This window comes from Actinosynnema mirum DSM 43827 (assembly GCF_000023245.1).
GTDB classification, from domain to species: Bacteria; Actinomycetota; Actinomycetes; order Mycobacteriales; family Pseudonocardiaceae; genus Actinosynnema; species Actinosynnema mirum.
Map to the genome: position 1 here is coordinate 482,326 of NC_013093.1, position 13,309 is coordinate 495,634.

12 protein-coding genes are annotated in these 13,309 nt (G+C 74.0%); 9 read left to right on the top strand and 3 right to left on the bottom strand.

The features are described 5' to 3' along the window. Positions 1 to 322 precede the first annotated feature (322 nt). From AMIR_RS02250 to AMIR_RS02265, 4 genes are read left to right on the top strand one after another with little or no spacing between them, the layout of a single operon-like run. Positions 323 to 1,597, top strand: a complete 1,275-nt coding sequence (locus AMIR_RS02250; RefSeq protein ID WP_012783076.1) for an extracellular solute-binding protein — start codon at positions 323 to 325, stop codon at positions 1,595 to 1,597. Beyond that, complete coding sequence (locus AMIR_RS02255; RefSeq protein ID WP_012783077.1) at positions 1,594 to 2,505, top strand: carbohydrate ABC transporter permease; 912 nt, start codon at positions 1,594 to 1,596, stop codon at positions 2,503 to 2,505. Before AMIR_RS02250 ends, AMIR_RS02255 begins: the two co-directional genes overlap by 4 nt. Next, positions 2,502 to 3,335 (top strand): carbohydrate ABC transporter permease, encoded by an 834-nt coding sequence (locus AMIR_RS02260; protein WP_012783078.1) that lies wholly within the window; start codon positions 2,502 to 2,504, stop codon positions 3,333 to 3,335. Before AMIR_RS02255 ends, AMIR_RS02260 begins: the two co-directional genes overlap by 4 nt. Next, positions 3,332 to 4,675 carry a beta-N-acetylhexosaminidase gene (locus AMIR_RS02265; RefSeq protein WP_012783079.1) on the top strand — a complete coding sequence of 448 codons (1,344 nt, stop codon included), beginning with the start codon at positions 3,332 to 3,334 and terminating at the stop codon, positions 4,673 to 4,675. Before AMIR_RS02260 ends, AMIR_RS02265 begins: the two co-directional genes overlap by 4 nt. Here AMIR_RS02265 and AMIR_RS02270 read toward each other — a convergent pair whose 3' ends face one another. Continuing rightward, positions 4,676 to 4,930, bottom strand: a complete 255-nt coding sequence (locus AMIR_RS02270) for a PspC domain-containing protein (RefSeq protein WP_012783080.1) — start codon at positions 4,928 to 4,930, stop codon at positions 4,676 to 4,678. It lies immediately after the preceding gene. A 238-nt stretch (positions 4,931 to 5,168) separates the two neighbouring features. On the opposite strand from AMIR_RS02270, the gene AMIR_RS02275 reads away from it, so the two are divergent. Both AMIR_RS02275 and AMIR_RS02280 read left to right on the top strand, forming a co-directional pair. Continuing rightward, complete coding sequence (locus tag AMIR_RS02275) at positions 5,169 to 6,275, top strand: XdhC family protein (RefSeq protein WP_012783081.1); 1,107 nt, start codon at positions 5,169 to 5,171, stop codon at positions 6,273 to 6,275. Positions 6,276 to 7,101: 826 nt separating this feature from the next. Continuing rightward, positions 7,102 to 8,040, top strand: coding sequence for an o-succinylbenzoate synthase (locus AMIR_RS02280; RefSeq protein WP_012783082.1), 939 nt, complete (start codon positions 7,102 to 7,104; stop codon positions 8,038 to 8,040). A 199-nt stretch (positions 8,041 to 8,239) separates the two neighbouring features. Here the strand turns inward: AMIR_RS02280 and AMIR_RS02285 are convergent, their stop codons facing one another. Further along, the gene (locus AMIR_RS02285; protein WP_012783083.1) at positions 8,240 to 9,892 is read right to left on the bottom strand and encodes a DNA repair helicase XPB; all 1,653 of its coding nucleotides are present in this window, start codon (positions 9,890 to 9,892) and stop codon (positions 8,240 to 8,242) included. A gap of 125 nt (positions 9,893 to 10,017) precedes the next feature. Here AMIR_RS02285 and AMIR_RS02290 point away from each other — a divergent pair, with 125 nt between their 5' ends. The 3 genes from AMIR_RS02290 to AMIR_RS38645 all read left to right on the top strand — a co-directional run bounded on the left by AMIR_RS02290 (position 10,018) and on the right by AMIR_RS38645 (position 12,241). Further along, positions 10,018 to 10,548 carry an LppU/SCO3897 family protein gene (locus AMIR_RS02290; RefSeq protein ID WP_012783084.1) on the top strand — a complete coding sequence of 177 codons (531 nt, stop codon included), beginning with the start codon at positions 10,018 to 10,020 and terminating at the stop codon, positions 10,546 to 10,548. Between the two features lie 55 nt (positions 10,549 to 10,603). Next, positions 10,604 to 11,062, top strand: a complete 459-nt coding sequence (locus tag AMIR_RS02295; RefSeq protein ID WP_012783085.1) for an LppU/SCO3897 family protein — start codon at positions 10,604 to 10,606, stop codon at positions 11,060 to 11,062. A 90-nt stretch (positions 11,063 to 11,152) separates the two neighbouring features. Beyond that, complete coding sequence (locus AMIR_RS38645) at positions 11,153 to 12,241, top strand: LppU/SCO3897 family protein (RefSeq protein ID WP_012783086.1); 1,089 nt, start codon at positions 11,153 to 11,155, stop codon at positions 12,239 to 12,241. A 64-nt stretch (positions 12,242 to 12,305) separates the two neighbouring features. Here the strand turns inward: AMIR_RS38645 and AMIR_RS02305 are convergent, their stop codons facing one another. Next, positions 12,306 to 13,307, bottom strand: coding sequence for an ABC transporter substrate-binding protein (locus AMIR_RS02305; protein WP_012783087.1), 1,002 nt, complete (start codon positions 13,305 to 13,307; stop codon positions 12,306 to 12,308). Positions 13,308 to 13,309: the final 2 nt, after the last annotated feature.

The following is a 13,309-nucleotide window of genomic DNA, read 5'->3' on the forward strand; positions in this document are numbered from 1 at the left end:
TCCTCGGTCACCCATGCGGCCCGCCGCCCGCCGCTGCCCCCGGTCCCTGCCGTCAAGTCCCTGCCCCCGGTCCCTCCCGCCAAGTCCCTGCAGCCCCGCCCTCGCTTTCCGCCCCGCGCCCCGTCCAGGGTCCCCGCCCCGGCGCTCGCCCTCGCCCCGGCACTCGCCCCCCGTCCCGGCACTCGCCCCCGCCCCGAAGCCTCAGGCCCCTCACCTCCCCGCTCTGGTCTAGACCTACCTCCCGTTCGCCCCTAGCATCCCCGTTGCTTCCCATGAAACACGCGTTGCGCAGAGTGCAACGTGTCGGAGAAGGGGTTGTCGGATGCGCTTCCTGGTCGCCGCCGCCACGACGGCACTGCTCCTCACCGGCTGCGCGCCGGTCCAGTCCGGCCCCGCCCCCGAGGGTGGCGACGAGCGCGCCGGGCAGCTGCGGGTGTGGCTCTTCGACGAGGTCAACCGGGCGCCCAAGGAGGCCGTCGTCGCCCGTGCCGTCGCCGAGTTCGAGGCCGCGCACGAGGGCGTCACCGTCGACGTCCAGCACATCCAGGTCGCCAGCCGCGCCGAGCGCTTCAAGGCCGCCTTCAGCGACCCCGCCAGCGCCCCCGACGTCGCCGAGTTCGGCAACACCGACCTCGCGGGCTACGTCGCGGGCGGCGGCTTCGCCCCGCTCGACCTCGGCGACTGGCCCGACGCCGCCGACCTGGCCCCCAGGATCGCCGAGACCGGCGAGGTCGACGGTCAGCTCTACGGCCTGCCCTGGTACGTCGGCGTCCGTGCCCTCTACTACCGCACCGACGTCTTCCGCGAGCTGGACCTCCAGCCCCCGGCCACCCTCGCCGACCTCGCCCCCACCGCCCGCGCGATCCGCGCCGCCCGGCCCGACCTCCTCGGCATCTCGGCGGGCGGCAAGTACACCTACGGCGCGCTCCCGTTCCTCTGGGCGGCGGGCGGCGACGTGGCGCGCGAGCGGGACGGGCGGCACACCTCCGCCCTCACCACCCCCGAGTCCCTCGCCGGCCTGCGCCGCTACACCGAGCTGCTCGCCGACGACATCTGCCCGCCCGCCCAGTGCGCTGCCAACGGCGGCGACGCCAGCGTCGAGGCGTTCCGCGCGGGCAAGGCCGCCATGGTCATCGGCGGCGACTTCAACCGGAAGTCCGTGGACGACTCGACCGCGGGCGGCAAGTACGCCGTCGTCCCCCTGCCCGGCGAGACCGCGGGCTCGATCGCCCCGGCGTTCGCGGGCGGCAACCTGCTCGGCGTCCTCAAGGGCACCCGGCGCCGCACCCTCGCCACCGAGTTCGTGCAGCTCCTCGGCGGCAAGCGCTACCAGCGCGAGATGTTCGACGCGATGGGCAACCTGCCCACGTTCACCGACGTGCAGGCCGAGGTCGCCGCCGCGAACCCCGCCCTGGAGCCGTTCACCCGCACCCTGGAGGCGGGCACCCGGTTCGTCCCCGCCACCCCGGACTGGGCCAAGGTCGACGCGCAGGGCGTGCTGCCCACCCTCATCCAAGAAGTCGCCACCGGAGCCAAGGGCCTGGACGCGGCGGCGGCCGACGCGGCGGCCCGGATGAACGACGCCTTCGGCTCATGACCGTCCACAGCGGACGCTCTGACACCCGCACCGCCCTCGCCTACCTGGCCCCGGCGCTGCTGGTCCTGGTCGGCCTGCTCGGCTACCCGGTCTACCAGCTCGTCGTCATCTCCCTGTTCGACTACGGCCAGGAGCAGGTCAGCGGTGGCGCACCGCTCACCTTCCTCGGCCTCGGCAACTACGCGGAACTCCTGCGGGACAGCAGGTTCTGGTCCGTGCTCGGCCAGACCGCCGGGTTCGCCGCGCTCTGCGTCGCGGGCACCCTGCTGGTCGGCGCGACGCTCGCCGTCGTCGCCACCAGGGTCCGCCCGTGGGCCCGCGCCCTGCTGTTCCTGACCGCGCTCGGCGCCTGGTCCACCCCGGCCGTCGCGGGCTCCACGATCTGGCTGTTCCTGTTCGACGCGAGCTTCGGCTTCGTCAACGAGGCCCTCACCGCGCTCGGGGTCGAGGGCGCGCGGGACTTCCCGTGGCTGTACGGGAAGTGGACCGCGTTCGGCGTCGTCGCCGCCGAGGTGGTCTGGTGCTCGTTCCCGTTCGTCATGCTCACCCTCTACGCGGGCATCCGCTCGATCCCCGGCGAGGTGCTGGAGGCCGCCGCGCTCGACGGGGCCTCCACCTGGCGCGCCGCCCGCAGCGTCGTGCTGCCCCTGCTCCGCCCGCTGCTGGTGATCGTCACCATCCAGTCGGTCATCTGGGACTTCAAGGTCTTCACCCAGGTCTACGTCATGACCAGCGGCGGCGGCATCGCGGGCCGCAACCTCGTGCTCGCCGTGCACGCCTACCAGCAGGCGTTCGCCGCCTCCGAGTACGGGATGGGCGCGGCGATCGGCGTCGTCACCACCGCGCTGCTGCTCCTGCTCACCGCGGGCTACCTGCGGGCGCTGCGCCGGGGAGGTGAGCCGCTGTGAGGCGCTGGGCCTGGGAGGCGGTCGCGGTCGGCGCGTCGCTCGTCGTCGCGTTCCCGCTGTACTGGATGGTGCTCACCGCGCTCAAGCCCGCCGCCGAGGTGGTGTCGGCCGAGCCGAGGCCGTGGACGCTCGCCCCGTCGCCGGACAGCTTCACCCGCGCCCTCACCGTCGAGAGCTTCGGCCGCTACCTGGCCAACAGCCTCGTCGTCGCGGTCGCGGTGGTGCTGCTGAGCCTGGTGGTGTCGTTCCTGGCCGCCACCGCGCTCACCCGGTTCCGCTTCAAGGGGCGCACCACGATGCTGGTGATGCTGCTGGTGGTGCAGATGGTCCCGGTGGAGGCGCTGACCATCCCGCTGTTCTTCCTGGTGCGCCAGGTGGGGTCGGCCGTTCCCGTGCTCGGGCTCAACCACCTCGGCTCGCTCGTGCTGGTGCACCTGGCGTTCAGCCTGCCGTTCGCGATCTGGATGCTGCGCGGCTTCGTCGCGGCCGTGCCGGTGGAGCTGGAGGAGGCGGCGACCCTGGACGGCGCGTCGCGGACCAGGTTCCTGTGGCGGGTGCTGTTCCCGCTGGTGGCCCCCGGACTGGTCGCGACCAGCGCGCTGTCGTTCATCCACGCCTGGAACGACTTCCTGTTCGCCAAGACGTTCATCATCTCCGCCGAGGAGAACCAGACCCTGCCGCTCGCGCTCCAGGTGTTCGTGCGGCCCGATCAGAACGACTGGGGGGCGATCATGGCCGGTTCCACCCTGATGACCTTGCCGGTGCTGGTGTTCTTCGTGCTGGTGCGGCGCAACCTCGTCGGCGGCCTGGCCGGGGCGGTGAAGTCGTGACGCTGCTGCCCGAGCCGGTGTCGGTGGTCTGGGGCGGGGGGACCGTGCCGTGGTCGACGCCGGTCGTGCGGCGCGCGCCAGGACCGGCCGAGGGCTACCGGATCTCCATCTCCGCGGGCGGCGTCCACGTCGACGCGTCCGACGACGCGGGCGAGTTCTACGCCCACCAGACCCTGCGCCAGCTGCGCGGACCCGACGCGTTCCGGGCCGCGCCGATCCGGCCGGACGGGCCCGTGCCGGTGTGCGAGATCGTCGACCACCCGGAGCACCGGTGGCGCGGCTGCATGATCGACGTGGCGCGGCACTTCCTGCCCAAGCACGACCTGCTGCGGTACGTGGACCTGCTGGCCGCGCACAAGCTCAACGTGCTGCACCTGCACCTGACCGACGACCAGGGCTGGCGGGTCGAGTCCGAGCGCTTCCCGAGGCTGCACGAGGTCGGCGGCTGGCGGCCGGACTCGCGGTGGGGCGACCGGCGCGGCGGGCTGAGCACCGGGAGGCCGCACGGCGGGTGCTACACGCGGGACGACCTGCGCGAGGTCGTGGCGTACGCGGCGGCGCGGCACGTGACCGTGGTGCCGGAGATCGACGTGCCGGGGCACTCGCAGGCGGCCATCGCGGCGTACCCGGAGCTGGGCGTCGACGGCGGCGGGGTGTGGACCGACTGGGGGGTGAACCCGCGCGTCCTCAACGGGTCGCAGTCCACAGTGGACTTCTACCGCGCGGTGTTCGACGAGCTGCTGGAGGTGTTCCCCGGCGAGGTGGTCGGCTTCGGCGGCGACGAGGCGCCGGGTGGCGACGGGCGGTTCGTGCGCCTGATCGCGGAGCACCTCGTGGCGCGCGGGCGCAGGCCCTACGGCTGGGACGAGGTGCTGGACGTCGAGGGGCTGCCGGAGGAGACGGTCATCGCGGCGTGGCGCTCGGAGGAGGCCGTGGAGCGGGCGCTGGAGCGCGGGCTGGACGTGGTCGCCTGCCCGGAGCGGCACGCGTACCTGGACTACCGGCAGTCCGAGGACGCGGACGAGCCGATCCCGGTGGGCACGGTCCTCACCACCGAGGACGTGCGCGCGTACCGGCCGGTGGCCGGGGTGCTCGGCGCGCAGGCGAACATCTGGACCGAGCACCTGGACAGCCCGAGGCGCCTGGACTACGCCGCGTTCCCGAGGCTCTCGGCGTTCGCGGAGGTGGTGTGGAACCCGGCCCCGGTGGACGGGGCCGGGTTCGCGGCGAGGCTGGGCGCGCACCTGCCCAGGCTCGCCGCGCTCGGCGTCGAGTACCGGCCGCCGGGCGGACCGCTGCCGTGGCAGCGCCTGCCAGGGGTGCCCGGTCACCCGCGCTGATCACGCCTCCTCGGGCACGAAGATCCACGCGGCGAGGTAGAGGATCGCGCCCGCGCCCACGCCGAACAGCGTGGCGGCGACGAGCAGGATGCGGAGCAGCGCGGCGTCGATGCCGAGCATCTTCGCCGCGCCACCGCACACGCCGGCGATCATGCGGTCGGTGCGGCTGCGGCGGAACTGCTTGACCTTGGTGGTGGCCTGCGCGGTGGCCTCGCCGAGCTTGGCGGCTGCGTCGTTGAGCGAGTTGTTCGTCATGGCTCAAGAGTGCCCCGCGAACGGCCCGCTGCCATCGGGGTCGGACCCTGACTTCCCCCGGAGTCGGGGCCTCGGGGTCGGGGGTCGCAGTAAGTGTGGCGGTGGGGGTCGTGGTGGTCGCCCGGCCCGGTGGCGCCTTCGAGCCCACGAAGCCGCCCACCGGTTCGGGGCGTGACGGCCGCTCCGCGCGTCGGGCATCGTGGGGGACCGGTTCCCGCGCCCCTCCTGGAGGTCGGCTGTGCGCGACGTGCTCCCCGACCTGGTCAGACGGGTCGCCGCTGGTGAGGTGGTCGGGGTGGGGACGGTGGTCGCCACGTTCAGCTCCGCGCCACGGCCGCCCGGCGCGGCGATGCTCGTGGGTGCGGACGGCGCCGCCGTGGGCAGCGTGTCCGGGGGGTGCGTGGAGGGGGCGGTGCACGAGCTGGCGCTGGGGGTCGTCGGGGGCGGGGCGCCGGTGCTGCGGCGGTTCGGGGTCAGCGACGACGACGCGTTCGACGTCGGGCTCACCTGCGGCGGGATCATCGACGTGTACGTCGAGGCGGTGTCGGCGGCCGGGTTCCCCGAGCTGCCGCTGGTCGACGCCTCGGTGCGGGCCGGGGAGGCGGTGGCCGTCGCGACCGCCGTCGAGCACCCGACCCGCGCGGGCGCCCGCCTGGTCGTGTGGCCGGACCGGGTGGCCGGGGGGCTCGGGTCGGCGCGGGTGGACGACGCCGTGGCCGACGACGCGCGCGGGCTGCTCGCGGCGGGGCGCAGCGGGGTGCTGCGGTACGGGCCGGACGGGCAGCGGCGGGGCGAGGGGCTGTCGGTGTTCGTGAACTCCTTCGAGCCGCCGCCGAGGCTGCTGGTGTTCGGCGCGATCGACTTCGCCGCCGCGATGGCCCGCCTCGGCGCGTTCCTGGGCTACCGCGTGACGGTCTGCGACGCCCGCCCGGTCTTCGCGACCGCGGCCCGCTTCCCGCAGGCGGACGAGGTGGTCGTCGACTGGCCGCACCGCTACCTGGCCGCCGAGGCGGCGGCGGGGCGGGTCGACCGGCGCACGGCGGTCGCGGTGCTGACGCACGACCCGAAGTTCGACGTGCCCCTGCTGGAGGTCGCCCTGCGGCTCGACCTGGGCTACGTGGGCGCGATGGGCTCGCGCCGCGCGCACCACGACCGGACGGCCCGGCTGCGGGCGGCGGGGGTGGGGGAGGCGGAGCTGGGACGGCTGTCGTCGCCGATCGGGCTGGACCTGGGGGCGCGGACGCCGGAGGAGACGGCGGTGTCGATCGCGGCGGAGATGATCGCGTTGCGGTGGGGCGGAGGGGGCGCGCGGCTGACCACGACCGAGGGGGCGATCCACCGGTGACGGGGGTGGGGGCGGGGGGCGAGTGGCTTGCGGTGGGCATGGGCATAGGCATAGGCATAGGCACGGGCACGGGCATGGGCGCGGTCGCGGTCGCGGAGACGAACAAGAGCGGCAGGCGCGGGCGGCGGACACGGGCGCGGGACGCGGGCGGTGGACGTGGACACGGGGCGCGGGCGGTGGACGTGGGCGCGGGACGCGGGTGGTGGACGTGGACACGGGGCGCGGGCGGTGGACGTGGGCGCGGGACGCGGGCGGCGGACGCGGGCGCGGGACGCGGGGGATGGGCAGGGTGCGGCGGGCACGGGCACGGGCACGGGGTGATGGGTGCCGCGCGGCGACCTCGGGTGCGGGAGCGGGCGCGCGACCACAAGCGTAAAACTGTCAACAGTTGACAGTTTGAGCGGTCTGACGCGGCCGGGTGGCGGAGGTGGGCGGGCGAGTCGGGGCCAGGCCCGCCTGCCGGTGATCGGCGGTGCGGCAGCCGTGCCGTCGGTGCGGCCGGGCGGAGGGCGGCCGGGCGGCGCCCTTCGGCGGTGGGTGCGGCCGGGCGGAGGGCGGCCGGGCGGCGCCCCTCGGCGGTGGGTGCGGCCGGGCGGTGGCCGGGCGAGCCGCGCCCCTCGGCGGGGGGAGCGGTCGGGTGGCGCCGCACCCGGCGGGAGCGGTCGAGAGGCGTGCCCCTCGGCAGTTGGACGGTCGGGCGGTTCCCGGCGGCTGCCGTCGCGAGCCGCGCCCCTCGGCGGGGAGCGGCGGGCGGCGCCGCACCCGGTGGCGGCCCTCCAGCAGTGGCCCCCACCCGCCGCCCCGGCGCCCGCTCTAGCATCGGCGGGTGCTCGTCTACTCGATCCCCATGCGCACCCGGTTCCGCGGCATCACCGTCCGCGAGGGCGTGCTGCTGGAGGGCGAGCGGGGGTGGGGGGAGTTCTGCGCCTTCCTCGACTACTCCGACGCCGAGTGCGCCCCCTGGCTCGCCTGCGCCGTCGAGGCGGCCGAGGAGGGGTGGCCCGCGCCGGTGCGCGAGCGGGTCGCGGTGAACTGCACCGTGCCCGTCGTGTCGCCCGAGCGGGCGCACGCCCTGGTCTCCGCCTCCGGCTGCGGCACCGCCAAGGTCAAGGTCGCCGACCCCGGCGCGCCGCTCGCCGAGGACCTCGAACGGGTCGCGGCGGTGCGGGACGCGCTCGGGCCCGGCGGCGCCGTGCGGGTCGACGCGAACGCCGCCTGGGACGTGGACACCGCCGTCACGGCCATCCGGGCGCTCGACCGCGCCGCGGGCGGCCTGGAGTACGTCGAGCAGCCCTGCCGCACCGTCGAGGAGCTGGCCGCCGTGCGCCGCCGCGTGGACGTGCGGATCGCGGCCGACGAGTCCATCCGCCGCGCCGAGGACCCCCTGCGCGTCGCGGTCGCGGGCGCGGCCGACGTCGCGGTGATCAAGGTCGCGCCGCTGGGCGGGGTCCGGCGGGCGCTGCGCGTGGCCGAGGCGTGCGGGCTGCCGTGCGTGGTGTCCTCGGCGGTGGAGACCTCGGTCGGCATGGCGGCCGGGCTCGCGCTCGCGGGCGCGCTGCCCGAGCTGGACTTCGCCTGCGGCCTCGGCACCCTGCCCCTGCTCGACGGCGACGTCGCCACCGCCTCGCTCGTCCCGGTCGACGGCTGGCTCCCGGTCCCGACCGCGCCCCCGGTCCCGGACCGCGCCGAGCGGTTCGCCGCCGACCCGGAGACCACCCTGCGGTGGCGGGAGCGCCTCGCGCGGGTCGGGCGCCCGCGCGGGTGATCCAGGGGTTCGACGGGCGCGCGGAGAACCGCCCGCCGAACCCCGGTCCGATCACCCGACGTCATTTCCCGGAAAACGATCACGTGTCCCGTTCGTGACATTCCGCGGGGCCGCCCACCGGGCAACTCACCGCGCTTCCGGCGAAATCACCGAAAATCTAGCCCGTACAGCCGCCGCCTCCCCGCTGAACGGGTGAAGATCATCCGATTTTCGGCCCCAGAAGATCATCCGCGTCCACGATCCGATAGGCGTAACCCTGCTCCGCCAGGAACCGCTGCCGGTGCGCCGCGTAATCGGTGTCGAGCGTGTCCCGCGAGACCACCGAGTAGAAGTGCGCCTGACGCCCGTCCGCCTTCGGCCGCAGCAACCGCCCCAACCGCTGCGCCTCCTCCTGCCGCGACCCGAACGTCCCCGACACCTGCACCGCCACGGACGCCTCCGGCAGGTCGATCGAGAAGTTCGCGACCTTCGACACCACCAGCGTGCTCAGCTCCCCGCGCCGGAACGCGTCGAACAGCTCCTCGCGCTCCTTGTTCTTCGTCGCCCCCTGCACCACCGGGGCCCCCAGCGCCTCGCCCAGCTCCTCCAGCTGGTCCAGGTACGCGCCGATCACCAGCGCGGGCTCGCCGGGGTGCTTGTCCAGCACCGCCTTCACCACCGGCAGCTTCGTCCGCGCCGTCGAGCACAACTTGTACCGCTCCTCCGGCTCCGCCGTCGCGTACCCGAGCCGCTCGGCGTCGGTCAGGGTCACCCGCACCTCGGTGCACTCGGCGGGCGCGATCCACCCCTGCGCCTCGATGTCCCGCCACGGCACGTCGAACCGCTTGGGCCCGATCAGGGAGAACACCTCCCCCTCCTGCCCGTCCTCGCGCACCAGCGTCGCCGTCAGCCCCAGCCGCCGCCGCGACTGGAGGTCGGCGGTCATCCGGAACACCGGCGCGGGCAGCAGGTGCACCTCGTCGTAGACGATCAGGCCCCAGTCCCGCGAGTCGAACAGCTCCAGGTGCTTGTACTCGCCCTTCGACTTCCGGGTGATCACCTGGTAGGTGGCGATCGTCACCGGGCGGATCTCCTTGCGCTCGCCCGAGTACTCGCCGATCTCGTCCTCGGTCAGCGAGGTCCGCGCGACCAGCTCCCGCTTCCACTGCCGCCCGGCGACCGTGTTCGTCACCAGGATCAGCGTGGTCGCCCCGGCCTCGGCCATGGCCGCCGCGCCGACCATCGTCTTGCCCGCGCCGCACGGCAGCACCACGACCCCGGACCCGCCCGCCCGGAACGCCTGGGCGGCCAGCCGCTGGTAGTCGCGCAGCTGCCAGCCCTCCTCGACCAGCTCGATCGGGTGGGCCTCGCCGTCCACGTACCCGGCGAGGTCCTCGGCGGGCCAGCCGACCTTGAGCAGCAGCTGCTTGAGCCTGCCCCGCTCGCTCGCGTGCACCACGACGGTGTCGTCGTCGATCCGCGCGCCGAACATCGGCTTGATCTTCTTGTGCCGCAGCACCTCCTCCAGCACCGCCCGGTCGAGCGACTGGAGCACCAGGCCGTGCGCGGGGTGCGTGCTGAGCTGGAGCCTGCCGTAGCGGCCCATCACGTCGACCACGTCCACCAGCAGCGGCTGCGGCACCGGGTAGCGGGAGAACCGCACCAGCGCGTCCACGACCTGCTCGGCGTCGTGCCCGGCGGCCCGCGCGTTCCACAGCGCCAGCGGCGTCACCCGGTAGGTGTGCACGTGCTCGGGGGCCCGCTCCAGCTCGGCGAAGGGAGCGATCGCCGCCCGCGCCTCGTCGGCCGCCGGGTGGTCGACCTCCAGCAGCAGGGTCTTGTCCGACTGGACGATCAGGGGGCCGTCGGTCACGGGCGCGCTCCTCCTCGGTTGGGGTGGGGGTGTGGTGCGGGCGTCCCACCAGTGTGCGCGCCGGGCGCAAGTACGCTGTCCCGCGCCGTGGCCAGCGAGGTCGCGCAGCGACAGCCGAGGTGGTCATGAGCAGCGACGACGCCAGGAACGACACCGGCGGCAAGCCCGCGCCCAACCGCAGGGTCCTCGCCATCGCCGCCGTCGCGGTGGTCGTCCTCGCCGTCGCCGGGTACGCCGTCCACGTCCTCACGGGCCCCGGCTCGTCGGCGGGCGAGTGCGTCCGGATCACCGGCGCGGACGGCGACTCGCTCGCGGTCACCCCCGACGACTGCGACGCGGACCTGGCCAACTTCCGGGTCGGCAAGGTCGTGGACGGCGCCGACGCGCCGTGCCCCGAGGAGGGCGTCTACACCGAGGCGCGCGGCCAGGGCTCCAGCACGCTCTGCCTGCTGCCGAACATGGTCGAGGGCGCCTGCTACGGCCCGGACGACCGGGGCTTCGGCGGCCTGGTCAAATCCGCCTGCGCAGGCGAGGCGACGATCAAGGTGACCAAGGTCATCGAGGGCTCCACCGACACCTCCGGCTGCCCGGACGGCGCGGGCATGTCCTACCCCGAGCCGCCCATCACGTTCTGCGTCGTCCCGGCCGACCTGTAACCGGTAGGGGTGAACCCGCTCAACCGCGCCGAGTGATTGTGCCGATGCCCCGTCCATGAGAGAGAGCGGATGGCTGATCGGCGCGGCGGCGCTGGTCCTGGCCGGGGGCTGGCTGCTGGCCGCCCCCACGGCGGGTGAGGACCTGCCCAGCGCGGGCGACTGCGCGAGCTTCGTCGGCACGGCGGACGCCCCCGGCTACGCGGCGCTGGACTGCGGGGCGGAGCAGGCGAACGCGCGGGTGCTCGGCGTCGCCGACGTCGCGGACGCCTGCCCCGGTTCCGACGCGCGGCCCACGGCGGGTGGCGCGGTGTGCCTCGGACCCAACCTGGTGGCGGGTCACTGCTACCGGGACGACCTCCAGATGGGCCTCGTCCGAGTGACGTGTGACACGTTTGGGGCGGTCAAAGTCCTGAAAGTGGCAAACAGCACATTTCCGTGCGAAGAGGGTGATCTGCTCACCCTCGGCGACCGCTCGATCGCGTTCTGCGTAACCCGCGCCGCCGACTCGCGGTAGCGACCCCGCGCGGGCGCGCCGCCGAGAGGCGTGCCACCCCGTCCGGTCGGGGATACGTTCTCCGGGTCCGCCCCGCGAGAGGACGACCCGGTGACCACGCCCCCAGAAGGCCCGCAAGACCCCTGGCAGCCCTCCTGGCGGCCGGAGCCCGAGCGGCGGCCGGAGCACTCCGGACCGGCCGTCACCCCACCTCAGCGGGCCGCTCAGCCCGTTTTTCCCTCCCAGGACGCCCCCTGGGGTGCGCCGACCGGCCACGACCGGTCCCCCGACCCCTGGCCCGCAGCCCGGCCCGCAGCCCGGCCCGGCGCGGCCGATCCGGGCCCCGGCCCGCGGCACGACCCGCGGACCGAGCCCGAGACCCCGCCGACCGGCCTCGCGCAGTTCGGGTTCACCGGCGAACCGGCGGACCGCTCCGCGTTCACAGTGAATGGCCGGATTTCCAGGAAATCGGAATTCGCAGGTCAGCGCGACCCCGCCCGATTTCCCGATTTCCACCGCGACGAGCGGTCGGCGCCACCGCCGTCCGACGATTCCCTGGGTTACGCCGTGCTCGTCCAACCCCTCGGTCCCGGCAGCGCGCCTGCGCCCGAGGTCCGCTATCGGCAGCCCTGGCAGCCCACCCACCAGGAACAACACCCCCACGGCCCCGTCCCGGCGCACGGGACCGGCCTGGCGCGCCGCACCAAAATCGTGCTCGCCCTGGCCGCCGTCGTCCCCCTGGCGGCCATCGTGGCCCTGTCGTTCGGCGGCGAGGACCGCCGCACCGCCGTGGCGGGCGCCGAGGCGGGAGACTGCCTCAAGGTGAACGAGGTCAGCCGTGACGGGGCCGACGTGGAAATGGTCGACTGCGCGGCCGGGGACGCGGCGTACCGCGTCGCCGTGAACCTCCCCGAGACCGATCGCTGCCCGCCCGGTGATTACGACGAGTACATCCGCGGAGGGGCGGGCAACAGGGGTTTTCGGCTTTGTCTGATGCTGAACGCCACGGACGGTGATTGCTTCAAGGAGGAAGGGGGCATCGCCGCCAGCAAGACCACAAAGGTCCGCTGCGGCTCGGGAGCCACCTACAAGGTCGCAAAGGCGCACTCGGGCACGGTTGACGAACTCGTCTGCGAATTCGACGAGAACCCACGCGTCTACCCGACGCCGCCGACCACCCTGTGCATCACCGACCCGTAAAGCAAAGGAGCCCTTCCGGACAGCGGGAAGGGCTCCTCGGCGGGATGACGCGGGGAAACGGCGATCAGCCGGTGCTGGCCGTTCCCTCCGGCAGCAGGACCTGCACGTCCAGCTTGCCCACCAGCACGTCGGCGGTGTCCATCATGTCCGCGACGCGCTGGAGCCGCACCGAGTTGAGCGACACCGGGAAGGTGCCGATCGACACGAGCGCCGCGGTCTGCTGGTCGACGTCGATGTAGCTGGTCAGGACGTCCTGGACGGCCAGCTTGTCGTCCGACGCGGCCTGCTGGGCCTCCTGCAGGACCGAGCGGAACAGCTTGAGGGTCTGCGGGTTGGCGTCGGCGAACTTCTTGCTCGACGCGTAGCCCGACATGGGGAAGTCCTGGGTGGGGCCGGTGGCGGTGTCGGTGATGACGCGCGCGCCGACCTCGCGCTGGGCCTTGGTGATGTACGGCTCGATCATCCAGGCGGCCTGGACCTTGTCCGCGCGCAGGTCGTTGACCATCTGCGAGAACGGCATGGTGACCATCTCGACGCCGGACGACTGGATGCCCGCGGTCTGGAGCACCGACGTCGTCGTCAGCGCGCCGAGGTCCTTGGTGCTGTCCACGGCGATCTTCGGCTTCCGGTTCGCGGACCTGGCCTTGATCTTCTCCGCGCTGTCGTACTGGGGGTTCGTGGTGACCAGGGCCATCGAGTTGGCCCCGGCCTGGTAGGCCTCGCCCTGGATCTGGAGCTCGGTGCCCTCCGCGACCTTGCTGAACAGCTTCACGTGGCTGCCCCACGTGATGTCGAGCGTGCTGTCGAGCTGCTTGAGGCCTTCGTCTTCGCTGCTCACGTCCACCAGCTGGACCTGGAGCCCGGCGCGCTCGAAGAGCTTGTCGTTGAGCGCGAGCTTGAGCGGAGCGACGTCGACCACGGGCAGGACCCCGATCCTGAGCGTGTTGCGCTCGAGAGCGGGTGTCTCGTCCCCGGAGGTACCCGGCAGCAGTCCGCAGGCCGACAGGGTCGTTGCGCAGACGATCAACGCTGCGGCGCGACGGAGAACACGCGCTGGGGTAGGCATGG